Raw genomic sequence first — 17,131 nt, forward strand, 5'->3', positions numbered from 1 at the left:
TAAACTGAATTTGAGTCATAATTAATTCCTCCACAAGGTTTTTCGTCGCTGATAACCATTGTGACCAAAAGGAATTAATTTGACTCTTTTTGTATTTACACAATTATATGGACTTAATCCCGAGACCAAATGAAATGTCTTTCATCAGGAGTATGAAAGACAAAAGGAGGGCCGAGACCAAATAAAATGTCTTTCATCAGGAGTATGAAAGACAAAAGTAAGAACGAGACCAAATGAAATGTCTATCACCCAAAGTATGAAAGTCAAAACAAAAGAACACCCCCTCACCAATGTGCATGAAAGACAAATCAAAATTGCTCCTCTTAAAAAGATTCAACCTTTTTCCCTCCAATGAAGAATGTTAAAGGACATCCTCGCATAAAGTGTATTAAACTGCACGAGTTAGTCACAAGTACGACCAATGATGAAGGAGGTCCTTATGGATATCTTAAAAAAAATTGAAAAGTACAGGGAAGATGAACAGCGCTTAAAGTGGGAAGGAACCTTCGTAGAATATTTGGAGATTGTCAAAGAGAAGCCGTGGGTTGCCCAATCAGCACATTCCAGGGTTTACAATATGATAAAAGATGCTGGAATTGAAGAAGTTGAAGGGAAACGTACTTATAAGTTTTTTGATCATCAGCTATATGGATTAGAAGATGCTCTTGAAAGATTGGTGGAAGAATATTTTCACCCTGCTGCCAAACGACTGGATGTTAGAAAGCGGATCTTGCTCTTAATGGGTCCGGTAAGTGGTGGTAAATCTACATTGGTAACAATGTTAAAAAGAGGGTTGGAGTCGTATTCGTTAACTGACCGCGGTGCAGTGTATGCGATTAAAGGTTGTCCAATGCATGAAGATCCGCTTCATTTAATTCCACATCATTTACGTGAAGATTTTTATGATGAATACGGAATTCGAATTGAAGGTAACTTATCACCTCTAAATGTGATGCGATTAGAGCAAGAATATGGCGGACGTATTGAAGATGTTCGCGTTGAGAGAGTCTTCCTATCTGAAGATAAACGTACTGGTATCGGTACCTTCAGCCCATCAGATCCAAAGTCACAGGATATTGCTGATTTAACTGGAAGCATCGACTTCTCAACCATTGCAGAATATGGTTCTGAGTCTGATCCCCGTGCCTACCGTTTTGATGGGGAATTAAACAAAGCGAACCGCGGGATGATGGAGTTCCAAGAGATGTTAAAATGTGATGAGAAGTTTTTATGGCATTTACTTTCTCTTACACAGGAAGGGAATTTCAAAGCAGGTCGATTTGCATTAATCTCAGCTGATGAGCTTATTGTGGCACATACGAATGAAACTGAGTATCGCTCGTTTATTTCAAACAAAAAGAACGAAGCCCTTCATTCGCGGATTATCGTTATGCCGGTTCCATACAATCTGAAGGTCACGGAAGAAGAGCGTATTTATGAAAAAATGATCTCCGAGAGTGATGTGTCAGATGTTCATATTGCCCCACATACGTTGAAGGTAGCTGCTATGTTCACGATCTTAACGCGCTTAAAAGAACCAAAGCGTGGAGATATCGATCTAGTGAAGAAAATGAGATTGTATGATGGAGAAAGTGTGGAAGGCTTTAACTCTGTTGATGTGAATGAGCTTAGAAAAGAATACAATGATGAGGGTATGTCCGGTATTGACCCGCGTTATGTCATCAATCGTATTTCTTCTACCATTATTCGTAAAGAAGTACCATCTATTAATGCTCTGGATGTATTAAGAGCACTAAAAGAAGGTCTTGATCAGCATGCCTCTATTTCAAATGAAGATCGTGAAAGATACTTAAACTTCATTTCGGTGGCACGTCAGCTTTATGATGATATGGCGAAAAAAGAAGTTCAAAAAGCATTTGTATATTCATATGAAGAGTCTGCTAAAACGCTTATGGACAATTATCTGGATAATGTCGAAGCCTATTGTAATAAAAATAAACTTCGTGATCCTTTAACTGGTGAAGAAATGAATCCAGATGAAAAATTAATGAGATCCATTGAGGAGCAAATTGGCATTTCAGAAAATGCGAAAAAGGCATTCCGTGAAGAAATCTTAATCCGAATTTCTGCTTATGCTAGAAAAGGAAAACGATTTGATTACAATTCACATGAGCGCTTACGAGAAGCGATTCAAAAGAAACTATTTGCAGACTTAAAAGATGTAGTGAAAATAACAACATCATCGAAAACACCAGACGAGCAACAGCTTAAGAAAGTTAACGAAGTTGTCGCACGCCTCATTGATGAGCACGGCTACAACTCAAACTCTGCAAATGATTTACTTCGCTATGTCGGAAGCTTATTAAACCGATAAATATGTCCAACACCTCCCCATGCGGCTGGCAGAAACTTGTCAGCTTTTCTTTTTTAAAGAGAGTGGCTGGAAAAGTTGGCAGAGTGGTCGAAATATGATCAAAAGTGGTTGATAAGTTTAGCGGAATGATCGAAATATCGTCCATCGGCGGAAAAAGAATGTTCATGGTTGAAATGTTGTCCGCAATGAACGGAAAAACGAGTGTAATGGCTGATATCAGTAGGAGCTATCACCCTTAGTGCAAGTTTACCCGCAATGAAAAGCGGGAATATAAAGACAAATGTCACAAGAGGTGATAGACGAATGAAAAAAGTTGTAAATACAATGGTACGTAACCAAAAAGATCTCGAAGAACAGTCAAAGATGATGGAAAAAATGCAAACAAATAAACAAGTTAAAGAAGATGGTAAAATTCCAGATCCAATTCAATATGAAACGAATAGTAAAGAGAGTTCGCAGTAAATGTAACTCTCTTTTTTGTACTATTAGATAGTATATAGTTTTTTATGGATGTCGTATAAGAAAAACTAAGGCTTTCGCCATTAGGGCTTAGCGACAAGCCAAGTTTTCTGAACTTGTCCAATATAGGTTTGGGACCTTGTCTTATTTTTAAAGATTACCGTTTTATTTTCTAAATTATTTGTCAATAAATCAAATCTTTCGCATAGGATAGAGTAATCCACAGAAATCGACGGAGCTAGTACGTACCTATTTACTCATCCACGTTAATGTATGCTGATAATTTGAAAAATGTGACACTTATTTTTAAAACAAATGAAAAATGGCAAAACAAGGGCAATGAATTTAAAAAATTACCGGAGGGGGAATTGTTTATATGTCTAGTCAAGAACAAAACTTTGTTGTTTCACAAGAAGATTGGACCCTCCATCGCAAAGGCCATGATGATCAAACACGCCATCAAGAAAAAGTACAAGAAGCTATTCGTAACAACCTTCCAGACCTTATCACAGAAGAAAGCATTGTCATGTCAAATGGGAAGGATGTAGTGAAAATTCCAATTCGTTCACTCGACGAATACAAAATCCGTTATAACTATGATAAAAATAAGCATGTTGGTCAAGGCGATGGGGAGAGTCAGGTCGGTGATGTTGTTGCGAGAGATGGATCACAAGCAGATGCGAAGGGTCCCGGCAAAGGTCAGGGAGCAGGAGACCAAGCTGGAGAAGATTACTATGAAGCGGAAGTTTCCATATTAGAACTAGAAGCAGCCTTATTTAAGGAGTTAGAGCTTCCAAATTTAAAACAAAAAGAGCGAGACAATATTGTCATTGAAAATATTGAGTTTAATGATATAAGACGAACCGGGTTAATGGGCAATGTTGATAAAAAACGTACCATGCTTTCTGCCTATAAACGGAATGCTATGGCAGGCAAGTCCAAATTCCATCCAATCTATCCTGAGGACTTAAAATTTAAAACATGGAATGAAGTGGTGAAACCGGAGTCCAAAGCCGTTGTGATCGCCATGATGGATACGAGCGGCTCGATGGGGTTATGGGAAAAATATATGGCACGAAGCTTTTTCTTCTGGATGACAAGATTCCTTAGAACAAAATATGAAAAAGTAGATATTGAATTTATTGCTCATCATACCGAAGCAAAAGTCGTATCAGAAGAGGATTTCTTTTCAAAAGGAGAAAGCGGAGGTACCATCTGTTCTTCAGCCTATCGAAAAGCACTTGAAGTCATTGAAGAGAAGTATAGTCCAGCAAGATATAATATTTATCCATTTCATTTCTCAGACGGTGATAATTTAACATCAGATAACGCACGTTGTGTCAAACTTGTTGGCGAGCTTATGAAGGTTTCAAATATTTTTGGTTATGGAGAGGTCAATCAGTACAACCGTCACTCAACCCTAATGTCCGCATATAAAAATATTAATGATGAGAATTTCCGCTATTATATCCTCAAACAAAAAGCAGATGTTTTCCAAGCGATGAAAAGTTTCTTTAGGAAAGAAGAAAACGAAATGTATGCTTAAACAAAAAGCCCCTGTGAATTGGGGCTTTTTTTAATGGGTTTAATGCTTTCTCGTGAATATCAGCCTATATATTCACCCTTCCATTGAATTCTCCTTCACACGTTTTATATCATCTCGTGGTGGAAGACCAAACATACGGGCATATTCCCGACTGAATTGTGATTGGCTTTCGTATCCAACTCGAAATGCAATGTCAGTGATATCTGTCGAATCGGCTAACAACATGCGTCTTGCTTCTTGGAGTCTCAATTGTTTTTGGAACTGAATGGGGCTCATAGCCGTAACTTCTTTAAAGTTCCGATGAAGTGAGGCAACACTCATATTCGCAATCTCTGCAAGCTCATGGATTTTAAACGAATTTTCATAGTGATTCATGATAAATTCAATCACATCTCTAATTCGATTGCCTTTGCTTCCCTCAATTGCCATTTGTTCAATAGCTTCTCCAAGAGGACCTTGTACGATCCAATAAAGAATTTCCTTCGTGAATAATGGAGCAAGTGCCGGGATGTGTTTAGGATTTTCCAGCAATCGTACTAATCTAATGACCGCATCTAATAGAAAAGGCTCTGTTTTACTGACAAACATAGCACGTTTGGCGTTTTTCCCCTTTCCTATCCGAATGTCAACGTCACTCAAAACATCTAAGATTTGGCTAGGTGTAAACTCAAGTTTAACAGCCAAATAAGGAATGTCAGATGAAGCTTTTACAACTTGTCCGGTAACAGGCAGGTCAACAGATGCAACTATATAATGATCAGAACCATACCTAAAGTGTTCATCCGCTAACAATACTTCCTTCTCACCTTGTACGATTATGCAAAAGGATGTTTCATTCACTCTTGCAATCGGTTCGGAAACACTTGATTCACGTATTAAAAATAAAGACGGGATGTCAGTAGGATGAACCCCATCCAGCACTGTAAAACGTTCAATGAGTTTGGCTAGTTCGTTCTGCTGTATGTAGATTTCCTCGGTCATGTCGAATTCTCCTATAGATGTAATAGTCACATTCTAGCTTACACTTGCCGATCATGTAAACAGGCCTGATAGGATTAGGCAAAAACTTGATAGGATTGCGATACCGCTTTCTTTTCACTTTGTTGCATAATAAAGAAAGACTTGATGCTCAATTAATTTTAAAGGCTAGATTTTAAAAAAGTGAGGGTGATGAACATGGAATATGTAAAACTTGGAAACACAGGTTTGGATGTATCCCGATTATGTCTGGGATGTATGGGGTTTGGGGACGCCAGCAAATGGATTCACCAATGGGTTCTTAATGAAGAAAACTCCCGCACCGTTATAAAAAAAGCACTTGAGTTGGGGATTAACTTTTTTGATACAGCAAATGTGTACTCTCTTGGGACAAGTGAGGAATATCTTGGGCGTGCACTTAAGGAATATGCGAATCGTGATGAAGTAGTAATCGCAACTAAAGTTCACGGGCAAATGCATAAAGGTCCAAACGGGTCCGGACTTTCCCGAAAAGCCATTATGAGTGAAATGGATAAAAGTCTTAAGAGGTTGGAAACTGATTATGTGGACCTTTATATCATCCACCGATGGGATTACCATACACCGATTGAAGAAACAATGGAAGCATTGCATGATGTTGTGAAGGCTGGAAAAGCAAGATACATCGGTGCCTCGGCTATGTTTGCCTGGCAATTCCAAAAAGCATTACATGTAGCAGAAATACATGGATGGACTAAGTTTGTGTCCATGCAAAATCATTTAAACCTCATTTACCGTGAAGAGGAGCGGGAGATGCTTCCACTTTGTACGGAAGAAGGAATTGGGGTAACACCATATAGCCCGCTCGCATCAGGAAGATTAACACGTGATTGGTCGGAAACAACTCATCGTTCCGAAACAGATCAAATTCAAAAATCTAAATATGATGCAACCGCTGATGCAGATCGACTTGTAGTTGAACGAGTTGCAGCCATCGCAGAAAAATATGGTGTTCCACGCAGCTATATTGCACTTGCCTGGTTACTACAGAAAGAAACCGTATCATCTCCAATTATTGGTGCTACAAAAATATCGCATCTTGAAGATGCCGTAAGTGCACTACCTATAAAGTTAACAACGGAAGATGTTGCGTTTTTGGAAGAACCATATGTCCCACACTCAATTGTTGGACATTATTAAGTATTGAACAATAAAGATAATCTGTTCATTCTTCATGAGCAGATTATCATTTAAAAGTAAAATGTAGTACTTGGATTGTAATCATTCATTGTAAGAAAGAGAGGTTTTGTCCGATGAGTTCCTTTTTTATTATAAGAATGCAAAAATTGAAAGCTTCTGATATTCAAGAAGTTCAATTCCACAATCAACAAGGGATGGAAAGTATAAACTATGACCTGGTCAATAAGAGAAAAATAGATTATATAAAAGCAGTGGAAAGGAGAATAGAGCAAGCTGTCTTGACCAAAAAGAAAATACGGAGAGATGCAGTGAGACTATGTGAATTTCTCATCACATCTGAAAGCAAGTTCATTGAGAACCTATCAGTCAAAAATAAAAAGAGATTTTTTATAAAAGCCTTGGAATTTCTACAAGAAAAGTATGGAGCTGAGAATATCATTTATGCCAGTGTTCATAACGATGAAAAACCTCCTCATATGCACGTTGGACTTGTGCCAATTACGGAAGATTATAGACTTAATGCGAATCATATATTTTCGAGGTTAAACTTGGCCATGCTTCAAGATGATATTCTTAACCATATGAATGAAGAAGGATTCAACTTGAAACGTTCAGTTTCGAGTAAACAGGAAAATATAGCTGTTTCGAGCTCACTTTTTTAAGAAGGACATTTATTTAAAAGGATTAGGCGCGTTGGCAGAACAACACGTCTTTTTGTGTGCTGCTTAACATATATTTAATTGGATATAACTGTTAAAATAGTGGTGGGGTTTTGGCAAATGTCCTTAAAGTAATGAACCGAACGATAAATCAAGATTATCAGACTGTAATGTTTAACAAGTTAAAGGAAACCTAATTTAAATAGGGGTGTTGTACGTGAGAATACTTGTTACTGGTTCAACTGGAAAACTAGGTTCTGCCTTACTTAATCAACTAGAAAGCTCTGATTATCAAATTAAATTAACTTCTAGAAGTAAGCCTGAGAGAATTGGAAATGGTGAATGGGTTTATAGTGATTTATTGTCAGGTGAAGGTTTAGAGGAAGCCGTAAAAGATGTAGATGTAATAATCCATGCAGCAACAAGCCCTGTTAAGCATTCAAAAATCGTTGAAGTTTCAGGTTTTAAAGAATTCTTAGGGAAAATGCAACACATAAAAAATATGATCTATCCTTCAATTGTTGGAATCGATGATATACCATTTACCTATTATCAGCAAAAACTAAAAGCAGAAGAGTTGCTTAAAAACAGCGCTATCCCACACACAATTGTACGCTCCACACAGTTCCACCATTTTATCGAAAATATATTTCTATCAAAACCTTTCTTTAATAGATATATAGTCCCCGGGAACTTTAAATTTCAAAGTGTTGATGTAAATGAATTTGCAAAACATCTTATAAGCTTAGTGGAAAAAGATCCACAAGGAAGAATAGGAGATTTTGCAGGGCCAGAAATTTTAACATTAAAAGAAATGGCTGAACAGAAAATCAAAATCAATAATGAGTCAAATAAAGTTTTAAGCATATCTTTACCAGGCAAACTATCCAAATCTTTTTCTGATGGAAAAAACACGAATCCTTTTCGAAAACTTGAGGGAATTTCATTTGAGGAGTATTTAAGGGACAAGGTAAAATGAAAGAATGTAAATTAAAAAGGAACGAAGCCCTTTTTAAGTAACTGAAACCTATCGCGTTTAAATACGTATAAGTATTAAGCACAAAAAAGGCGGTGGAAGTGATGAGTTTCACTTCATGGTTTGCAGTAGCTATTGGGGTTGCAGTTGCAATAGGTTTGTTTGATAGTAGATCAAAAAAGAAGAAAAGATAAAAAGGGCACTCGAAAATTGAGTGTTTTTTCTATTGAGTAAAATGATTCGTTTTAAGGAGCTGTTATATCATGCAAAAAAATGACTGTGTTTTCTGTCATCCAGATCTAGATGCTAAACAAAAAGTAATAGTAAGTAATGATCATTGTATGTTCTTGCAGTTGGAGCAATCTGAGACAAAAGGGAGCCAACTTGAAGGAGCTGGACTTATTGTTCCAAAAAAACATAGAGAAACTGCATTCGATTTGAGTAGAGAAGAATGGGATGCAACCTATACACTTCTTATAGAAGTAAAAAAATACCTTGATGAAAAACATCAACCACAGGGCTATAACATCGGATGGAATTGTGGAGAAATAGGCGGACAACATATTTTTCATTCTCATCTACATGTAATTCCAAGATATAAAGATGAAGCGATGGCTGGTAAGGGGATTAGGTATCTTTTCAAGGGTACGGAGAATAAAAGAGTAGGTAAAAGATAATAAACTAAGGGAAGGAAGAATAGGGTGGATTACATTAAATATATAAGAAAGATGGTCGGAAAAAATTATGTTATTTTAGTTGCAGCAGGAGCGATCGTTTTAGACGATAACAATCGGTTATTACTTCATAAACGTTCAGATAACGGATATTGGGGACTACCTGGTGGATTTATGGAATTAGGAGAGTCTGCTGAAGAAACAGCAAGAAGGGAAATTTACGAAGAAACGGGAATAATTCTAGGTGAAATGGAATTATTTAATGTTTATTCAGGTAATGGCAGGCAACAGATTCTAGAAAATGGGCACAAATTTTATGATGTGATAATACTCTTTAAGTGTAAAGATTTTAAAGGTGATATCACTCTAAATAATGAATCGTTGGACGTTAAATTTTTTACATTAGATTCATTGCCTGATAGGCTGTTTCCTTCTCAGAAAGACATATTTGAAGATTTATTATCCAAAATACATAATATATAAATAAGTAAAGGGAGAGAGGTTGGGATTGAAAGAATAACGAATAAAATATTGTTTTGATAAACCAAGGAGGAAGATATATGCTATACGATTTACAAGGCGAAGCAAATATGTCACAAATAGTTGGGATATTGTATTCAACTATAAAGGAAAATAGCCAACGATTACAATCTATTACGGCTGGCATGTCGCAGGAAGAAGTAGATTACCAGGGTCCAAATAACAACTATAATAGTACAGCTCAGTTAATAAAACATATCATGTATGTTGAACTTAATTGGGTTTATAGAATAAAAGGAAAACCGCTCCCGGATTCGTTAAAAGAACAATATGGTCCAATGATCGATGAAAATGATCGACTTCCAATGATTAAGGGGATAGCTTTGAACACACTTATGGATCAGTATGAAGGTGTATTAAACACATTGAAAGATACATGTACACATTTGACAGATGCTGACTTAGATAAGGTTGTCACTTTTGGTCACGAGAATGAAAAGAAAGCAACCATTCGATGGGGCCTCTGGCATATGGCTGACCACAATCGCTATCATCAAGCACATATCAATCAGCTTAGAAAGTGGTATAAAGAAAGTCTTTAACAAAAACTTGGAACATTCATGTGATTGGTATACACAGGGGGAAAATATTTGAAACGGATTTTGTATAAGTCTTTAGCTTACTTTTTAGGATTCTTTATCTGTAATTTAATGATAAATGCAATTTTTAAACCATCTCTGGATGTGTTGACAGCGTTTTCTGTTGCGCTGGGAACTTCTGTAGGTATTGCTTTCGTTGAACATTACATAACCAAGAGGAACTCCGGGAAATGAACCGGGGTTTCTTTCATTGGATTTAAATCATTGCTGCATATTTTGTCATCTGCCGCACCCGATAAGAGTGTATAATAAAATGAGAACTACTTAGTTGATTGTCTCTTATGGGAGGGATAACGATGAAATCGGGAGAGTTGTATCGAACACTGATTGTGGATGATGAGAAGTTAATTAGACAAGGGATCAAGCATTATATAAATTGGGAGCAAGAGGGTTTTCAAGTAATTGGTGAAGCATCAAATGGGCAGGAGGCTCTTGAATTAATTGAGCAAACAAATCCACATATTATTTTAACTGATATTGTTATGCCGATCATGGACGGAGAAGAGTTAACGAGGATTGTGAAGGAGAAATATCCACATATTCAAATCATTATCTTAAGCAGCTTTGGGGAGTTTGATTATGTTCGCTCAACATTCCAGCATGGAGCTGTAGATTATATGTTAAAGCCAAAACTTGATGCTGAGGGGTTGCTACAGGTATTAAAAACAGCAGTAAGCAAAATACCTGCTACACCTGAATCTCAAAAGAGTAAAGATCATTCGATTTCAGTCACTTACTTAATTGACCGGTTAATGTCAGGCTATCAGGAAGATCTTGATGAAGAGTTGGTTTCAGGAATTTTTCCGAATTCCACATACTATCTAATGGCAGTAAATGTATGTGATGGAGAAGAAGGATATGAGCAGTCACTAAAGGAGAAGCTTGGATCATTTTTTGATGATGTGTTAAAGGATGTTGTGCATTATTGTTTTAATGGTGAGCAGAACGACATTGTTTTTCTAATGAATATGGAGAAAAACCATTTTACAAAGGTGCTAGAGTTTGTTAAAGCTGAAGCTGATTCTAAGATTGGAGCTAGTTTTGCGGTAAGTAAAGAATTTATGGACTTCTCTGAGATCGGGCATGTCTATAAAGAAGGAATAAAGAAGATGTTGAACTACCGTTTTTATTTCCCGGATGTAACCGTATTGACTGAAGAAGGGATACCTGCAGAATCTATCAAAACCTCGTCGTTTAATTTGGACTGGTTTACGAATGAACTGAAGCATGAACGGTTTGAGCTTGCGTTTGATTATTTGCAAACATATGTAAATGAGCTATCAACTAGTTTTACTACGAATATTTTTGAATACAAGTCTTTCTATGAAAATATGATTTTTACAATAACAGTTCTGCTCAATAATATGGATTATGAAGTGGATGAGTTGGAAAACGGTAAATTCAACTATTTTAACTCGATAGATGAAGCAAAATCAGCTAGAGAGGTTGTGGAATTGTTTCATCAATTTTTAGCAGAGGTCAAAAAAGTTGTCTATGCAAAAAACAGTCATTCGTCTAAGTCAAATATGAAAATGATTTTGGAATATATTCAGGAACATTATGCAGACCCGCTAACACTTACAGGTGTAGCAAACCATTTTCACTTTAATCCGACCTATCTATCAAGTTATTTTTCTTCAAATAATAATGAAGGATTTAATGAATATTTAAATAAAGTGCGAATTGAGGAAGCCAGTAAGCTGTTAATTCATGATACGTTACCGATTGCAGAAATAGGCGGAAAAGTTGGATACTCAGATCATAGCTATTTTTGCAAAGTATTTAAAAAGTTAAAGGGAGTATCTCCTAGTCAATATAGAAGAAAACAATATATGAAATAGGAGATGTGAAGAGGTGAGGGTATTTCATAATCATTTCAAACATAATGGGTTATTTTTTATTATGTTTATTGTAACCGTTATCACAATTGTGTCTGTTTCGATCATCATTACATGGACGACATTTAGGATGTCTGAGAAATTTTTTATTGATAAGTTTAGTATTACAAATGCAAAAGTGATGGACCAGGTGAAGGAGAACTTAGAGGCGTTTCATTATGCCGTTGTCATTGCATCAAACAATATTTCACAAAGCGGCACGATCAAAAATATTCTTACAGATGAACAAACAAATAGGCAGGAAATGAGATCCATTTATGATATGAGCCAGCAGATCAATCGGATTCATTCCCCGATGGAAACGTATGAAGTTGAAATTATGATTACAGGGAAAAATGGCTTTAATTATGCAACAGGCCGTACGTATTGGCCTATTACATTTGACAGCTTAAGATCAACGGAGCTGACTGAAAATACGTTAAAAGATCCAAATCGTTTGATTTATCAATTTGGTCAGAAGGAAAACAACGTGGACGATCATTTTATTGTGATTTCCAAAGCATTGCAAGACCGTATCTCGAGGAACATATATGGTGCCCTGTATTTTGTTATTCAAGAAAGTGAATTTAAATCATTTTATAACAGTTTTACAAGCGCGGGGAATGATGTGTTTGTATTAAATAAATCCGGGTACATTCTTTCCAGTAATCAAACCTCTAACATAGGTCATAAAGCGGACGAGCTTATAACCTATTTGAAATCAAATGAGGATGTAACAAATCATTATGAAATTGGAGAAATAAAGGGAGAAGATCATATTATTTTTACGAAATATCTTCCTTCGATGGATTTGTATTTTGTTAATGTGATTGATAAGAAAACAGCCATAGGCGGTTTATTTAATAAGAAGCAAATTGTTTTGTTATCAGTTGGGATTGTATTAGTTGCGCTCGTTATTGTTTTTCTTGTCACCAGGAGAGTGACAAATTCTTTATCAACGTTAGTAAGACAAATTGAAAATACGTCAAAGTACAATTTTGATCAATATGTTTCAGTAACAGGCACATATGAAACAAGACAAATTGGTTTGGCTTATAATTCGATGCTGGATGAATTACAGGAGTACTTGGAGAAACTTGTGCAATTTCAGAAGGAAAAACGCCATGCTGAACTTGCTGCCTTACAGCAACAAATCAATCCCCATTTCTTATATAATACCCTCACTTCCATCAAATTTTTGGTACAGCAAGGAGGAAAGGCAGAGGCTGAAGAGACGATTCGTTCGTTGATTACTCTGCTGCAAAACACGTTAGGAAACGGGAGTGAAACCATTACAATCAAACAAGAAGTAGATAATTTGAAAGCATATGTCTACATCAATCAAATGCGCTATGGCGATCGAATCAAAGTGAACTATTTCGTATCACCAGATTGTGAAAAGTATCATATTCCAAAGCTTATTTTACAGCCTTTTATAGAAAATTCCTTCTTTCACGGATTTAATTCAAAAACAGAAGGCTTTATTAATCTCATGATTTGGAAGAAAGATCATACATTATTATTTGAAATAATGGACAATGGTGATGGGATGGAGATTTCATCTGAGAATACTCTTCCTGATACAAAAAGAAAGCAACAACACTTTACAGGGATTGGTGTCCGAAATGTACATGAGCGCTTACAGCTTATTTACGGGGGAAAATATGGTGTAGAAATTTCTAGTAAACTAGGTGAAGGAACAAGTGTGAAAATACGAATTCCGATTGGTACTGATGAAAATTTTACAAATATCTAAAGAATTTACAAATTAGCACATCATGAAAGCGTATACAATTACTGAAAAAATCACAAGTTTATAAAAATATCTTCCTACAAGAAAAATCTCTTGAGATGATACGATAAGGTTGTAAGTTGGATAACGCTTACATTGTATAAACTAAAGAGATGGGGGTACGTGTATGAAGAAGGTATTTGCATTATTTTTAGTTAGTCTCTTGTTATTATTAACAGCATGTTCAGGATCAAATGAACAGGCACAAACAGAATCCGGTGATTCAAAAGATCCGAATGAATTAACGATCTGGACATGGGATCCGAATTTTAACGTAAAAGCAATGAATTTAGCAGCAGAGGCATATCAAGCTGATAACCCTGATTTTAAAATTAAGATTATCGAAAATGCCCAAGAAGATGTTGTACAAAAACTAAATACGAGCTTAAGCTCTGGAACAACAAAAGGGCTGCCAAATATCGTGTTAATTGAAGATTATCGGGCACAAAGTTTCTTGCAAGCATATCCTGATGCATTTCATGAGTTAACAGACGTTTTTAATACGGAAGATTTTGCTTCCTATAAGCTTGGTCCAACAAGCTTGGATGGTAAAGTTTACGGTTTACCGTTCGACTCCGGTGTAACAGGTTTATATGTAAGAACAGATTATCTATCTGAAGCTGGTTACACAGTAGAAGATCTTAACAATGCTGATTGGGATAAATACATTGAAATTGGGAAAGCAGTAAAAGAAAAAACAGGGAAATTCATGTTATCTCTAGATCCTAACGACATGGGAATTGTTCGTATTATGGTTCAATCCGCAGGTTCTTGGTTTACTGAAGAAGATGGGGTTACTCCTCAATTAGCGGGAAATGAAGCACTAAAGAAATCGTTTGAAGTTTATAAAAAACTAATAGAAGCAGATATTGCTAGACCTATTTCTGATTGGAATCAATTGCTGGAAGGATTTAATAGTGGTGAAGTAGCTTCTGTACCAACAGGAAACTGGATTACAGCATCTGTAAAAGCCGAAGTTTCACAATCAGGAAAATGGGCGGTTGCTCCAATTCCAAAACTACCAGGTATGGACAGTTCTGTTAATGCATCAAACTTAGGTGGAAGCTCTTGGTATGTTCTTGATGTACCAGGAAAAGAGAAAGCTGCGGACTTCCTCTCAAAAACATTTGGATCAAATGTTGATTTCTACCAAACATTAGTCACTGAAATCGGTGCAATTGGTACCTATATCCCTGCAGCAGAGGGTGAAGCATACAAAGCAGCAGATGAATTTTTCGGTGGGCAAGCAACTGTTACAGATTTCTCAGCATGGACAGAGGAAATCCCGCGTATTAACTACGGTTTACACACATACGCAATCGAGGATATCTTAGTAGTTGAAATGCAAAACTACCTTAACGGAAAAGAAGTTGATCAAGTGCTGGAAGATGCACAAGCGCAAGCTGAAGCACAACTCAAGTAATCTCTAAATAAGCCTTAGGAACTCCCCCTACTTCTTCTTAGGATAGAGTCATGAAGTTTCAGGCGAGAGCCTAAGGCTTTTTCTGAAAGAGTAAGAAAGTGTTATGTTTTGTACTTAGTTTTGTGTTTGGTGTCTAGCTCCAGCGCCTAGCCTTAGATCGCACAGGATGTGCAAGTGCAGTCGGTGCGACAGGAGCGACAGGACGTCGCGATTTTAGACTGCCTCTAGGGTCTAGCCAATTTGGAATTGAAGGCAAAGAACGCCTTCTATTCCAAATCGTCTTATTTGCCCAAGGCGCTTGCGCTTTTCTAATCAAATGGTAAGGAGTGACTACAGTTGATCCCAACAAAAACGACTCAGACTCAATCTGTTCCAGTGGTAAAACCAAAACGAAATATTCGTTTGAAAAATGCTGTAATCGGTTGGTCTTTTATAGCTGTTGCTACACTAATGATTGTGTTGTTTTATTTTTACCCAATGCTTCAAGCCTTACTTTTATCATTTCAATCAGGTGCCGGCACTAATTTGACTTTTATTGGTTTAGATAATTACATTCGTCTGGTTAAGGATCCTACATTTCTTACAGCCGTAAAAAATACGGTTTTTTATCTAATTATTCAAGTTCCGTTAATGATTCTATTAGCCTTGTTCATCTCGGTATTGTTAAACGATAAAACCCTGAAAATGAAAGGATTCTTCCGTACAGCCATCTTTTTACCATGTGTGACATCACTGGTAGCTTATTCTGTTGTTTTTAAATATTTATTTGGAACAGAGGGCATGATTAATTTATTTCTCATGAAGGTTTCAATAATAGACGCGCCGATTCAATGGCTGACAGATCCATTCTGGGCGAAAATTGCGATCGTTATAGCAATTACATGGAGATGGACCGGCTATAATATGATTTTCTACTTATCAGCCTTACAAAATATTGATCATTCCATTTATGAAGCAGCAAAGATAGACGGTGCTTCATCTGTTCAACAATTCTTTAAAATTACCATTCCAATGCTAAAACCTATTATTCTTTTTACTTCGATTACATCAACGATAGGGACATTACAGTTATTCGATGAAGTGATGAACATTACAAAAGGTGGACCTGGTAATGCAACGATGACGATTTCTCAGTATATTTACGATTTATCCTTTAAATACACGCCAGACTTTGGGTATGCAGCAACTGTCTCCTATGCAATCGTGATTATGATCGTGATCTTCTCTATCATTCAATTCAAAGTGGCAGGTGATCGAAATGGCTAAACTGAAGCGAATTTTAAGCTATGTATTCTTAGCATTAGCAACAATCGTCTCTGTATTTCCATTCATATGGATGGTTGTAAGTGCAACAAATAAATCGGTTGACGTAACACAAGGAAGATTACTGCCCGGCAGTCATCTACTACAAAACTTTCAAAATCTACTAAATACAGTTGACCTTGTGCCCGCATTAGTAAATTCGGCAAAAATTTCGATTACAACGACTTTGTTATCCCTGCTTATCGCATCACTGGCTGGATACGGCTTTGAGATTTTTAAAAGTAAAGCAAAAGATGTTGTCTTTAATATTTTGCTGCTTTCGATGATGATTCCTTTTGCAGCATTAATGGTTCCGTTATTCCGAATGTTCGGTACCGTTTCTCAAACAGCACCATTCATGGGAATCGATACGCTAACTGCAGCCGTTTTGCCATCTGTCACAACAGCCTTTTTAATCTTCTTCTTTCGCCAAAGCACAAAGATGTTTCCGAAAGACATTCTTGAAGCAGGGCGTATTGACGGGCTAAGTGAAATAGGAGTGTTTTTCCGCATTTATGTACCAACAATGAAAACAACATATGCTGCGGCTGCAATCATCACTTTCATGGGCAGCTGGAATAACTATTTATGGCCGCTCGTTGTGTTACAATCACCGGAAAATCAAACAATCCCATTGCTTATCTCGAATCTTGGCTCAGGATATTCCCCGGACTTCGGAGTAATCATGACAGCCATCGTAATTGCAACACTACCAGCAGCGTTTATCTTCTTCATTATGCAAAAGCACTTCGTTGCCGGAATGATGGGTTCTGTGAAATAAGAATCATAATG

General features: G+C 36.7%; 17 protein-coding genes. 16 read left to right on the top strand and 1 reads right to left on the bottom strand.

Annotated features, from left to right (window positions below):
- Positions 1–439 precede the first annotated feature (439 nt).
- From LC095_RS19135 to yhbH, 4 genes are all read left to right on the top strand, one after another.
- A complete protein-coding gene (locus LC095_RS19135) occupies positions 440–2,335 on the top strand; it encodes a PrkA family serine protein kinase (RefSeq protein ID WP_078435456.1) in 1,896 nt (631 codons plus the stop codon).
- Between the two features lie 104 nt (positions 2,336–2,439).
- Positions 2,440–2,574, top strand: coding sequence for a hypothetical protein (locus tag LC095_RS26915; protein ID WP_264196114.1), 135 nt, complete (start codon positions 2,440–2,442; stop codon positions 2,572–2,574).
- Between the two features lie 64 nt (positions 2,575–2,638).
- On the top strand, positions 2,639–2,797 hold the full coding sequence (locus LC095_RS19140; RefSeq protein WP_226529683.1) for a hypothetical protein: 159 nt from the start codon (positions 2,639–2,641) through the stop codon (positions 2,795–2,797).
- A 373-nt stretch (positions 2,798–3,170) separates the two neighbouring features.
- Positions 3,171–4,340 carry a sporulation protein YhbH gene (gene yhbH / locus LC095_RS19145; protein ID WP_078435644.1) on the top strand — a complete coding sequence of 390 codons (1,170 nt, stop codon included), beginning with the start codon at positions 3,171–3,173 and terminating at the stop codon, positions 4,338–4,340.
- A 72-nt stretch (positions 4,341–4,412) separates the two neighbouring features.
- Here the strand turns inward: yhbH and LC095_RS19150 are convergent, their stop codons facing one another.
- On the bottom strand, positions 4,413–5,321 hold the full coding sequence (locus LC095_RS19150) for an AraC family transcriptional regulator (RefSeq protein ID WP_226529684.1): 909 nt from the start codon (positions 5,319–5,321) through the stop codon (positions 4,413–4,415).
- 195 nt (positions 5,322–5,516) lie between these two features.
- On the opposite strand from LC095_RS19150, the gene LC095_RS19155 reads away from it, so the two are divergent.
- The 12 genes from LC095_RS19155 to LC095_RS19210 all read left to right on the top strand — a co-directional run bounded on the left by LC095_RS19155 (position 5,517) and on the right by LC095_RS19210 (position 17,120).
- The gene (locus LC095_RS19155) at positions 5,517–6,497 is read left to right on the top strand and encodes an aldo/keto reductase (RefSeq protein ID WP_226529685.1); all 981 of its coding nucleotides are present in this window, start codon (positions 5,517–5,519) and stop codon (positions 6,495–6,497) included.
- Positions 6,498–6,610: 113 nt separating this feature from the next.
- Complete coding sequence (gene mobV / locus LC095_RS19160) at positions 6,611–7,159, top strand: MobV family relaxase (protein ID WP_226529686.1); 549 nt, start codon at positions 6,611–6,613, stop codon at positions 7,157–7,159.
- A gap of 214 nt (positions 7,160–7,373) precedes the next feature.
- The gene (locus tag LC095_RS19165) at positions 7,374–8,135 is read left to right on the top strand and encodes an SDR family oxidoreductase (protein WP_226529687.1); all 762 of its coding nucleotides are present in this window, start codon (positions 7,374–7,376) and stop codon (positions 8,133–8,135) included.
- 260 nt (positions 8,136–8,395) lie between these two features.
- Complete coding sequence (locus LC095_RS19170) at positions 8,396–8,809, top strand: HIT family protein (RefSeq protein WP_226529688.1); 414 nt, start codon at positions 8,396–8,398, stop codon at positions 8,807–8,809.
- A gap of 24 nt (positions 8,810–8,833) precedes the next feature.
- Complete coding sequence (locus LC095_RS19175) at positions 8,834–9,289, top strand: NUDIX hydrolase (RefSeq protein ID WP_226529689.1); 456 nt, start codon at positions 8,834–8,836, stop codon at positions 9,287–9,289.
- Between the two features lie 77 nt (positions 9,290–9,366).
- On the top strand, positions 9,367–9,888 hold the full coding sequence (locus tag LC095_RS19180; protein ID WP_226529690.1) for a DinB family protein: 522 nt from the start codon (positions 9,367–9,369) through the stop codon (positions 9,886–9,888).
- A gap of 48 nt (positions 9,889–9,936) precedes the next feature.
- Positions 9,937–10,119: a hypothetical protein gene (locus LC095_RS19185; protein ID WP_226529691.1), complete on the top strand. Its 183-nt coding sequence runs from the start codon at positions 9,937–9,939 to the stop codon at positions 10,117–10,119.
- A gap of 122 nt (positions 10,120–10,241) precedes the next feature.
- Positions 10,242–11,786, top strand: coding sequence for a response regulator transcription factor (locus LC095_RS19190; RefSeq protein WP_226529692.1), 1,545 nt, complete (start codon positions 10,242–10,244; stop codon positions 11,784–11,786).
- Between the two features lie 13 nt (positions 11,787–11,799).
- Complete coding sequence (locus tag LC095_RS19195) at positions 11,800–13,578, top strand: sensor histidine kinase (protein ID WP_226529693.1); 1,779 nt, start codon at positions 11,800–11,802, stop codon at positions 13,576–13,578.
- A 163-nt stretch (positions 13,579–13,741) separates the two neighbouring features.
- Positions 13,742–15,037, top strand: a complete 1,296-nt coding sequence (locus tag LC095_RS19200; RefSeq protein ID WP_226529694.1) for an ABC transporter substrate-binding protein — start codon at positions 13,742–13,744, stop codon at positions 15,035–15,037.
- 375 nt (positions 15,038–15,412) lie between these two features.
- Complete coding sequence (locus LC095_RS19205; protein ID WP_226529794.1) at positions 15,413–16,303, top strand: carbohydrate ABC transporter permease; 891 nt, start codon at positions 15,413–15,415, stop codon at positions 16,301–16,303.
- On the top strand, positions 16,296–17,120 hold the full coding sequence (locus LC095_RS19210; protein WP_226529695.1) for a carbohydrate ABC transporter permease: 825 nt from the start codon (positions 16,296–16,298) through the stop codon (positions 17,118–17,120). Before LC095_RS19205 ends, LC095_RS19210 begins: the two co-directional genes overlap by 8 nt.
- Positions 17,121–17,131 lie beyond the last annotated feature (11 nt).

Origin of the sequence: Metabacillus niabensis (genome assembly GCF_020524345.1) — a bacterium.
GTDB lineage: Bacteria > Bacillota > Bacilli > Bacillales > Bacillaceae > Metabacillus > Metabacillus niabensis_B.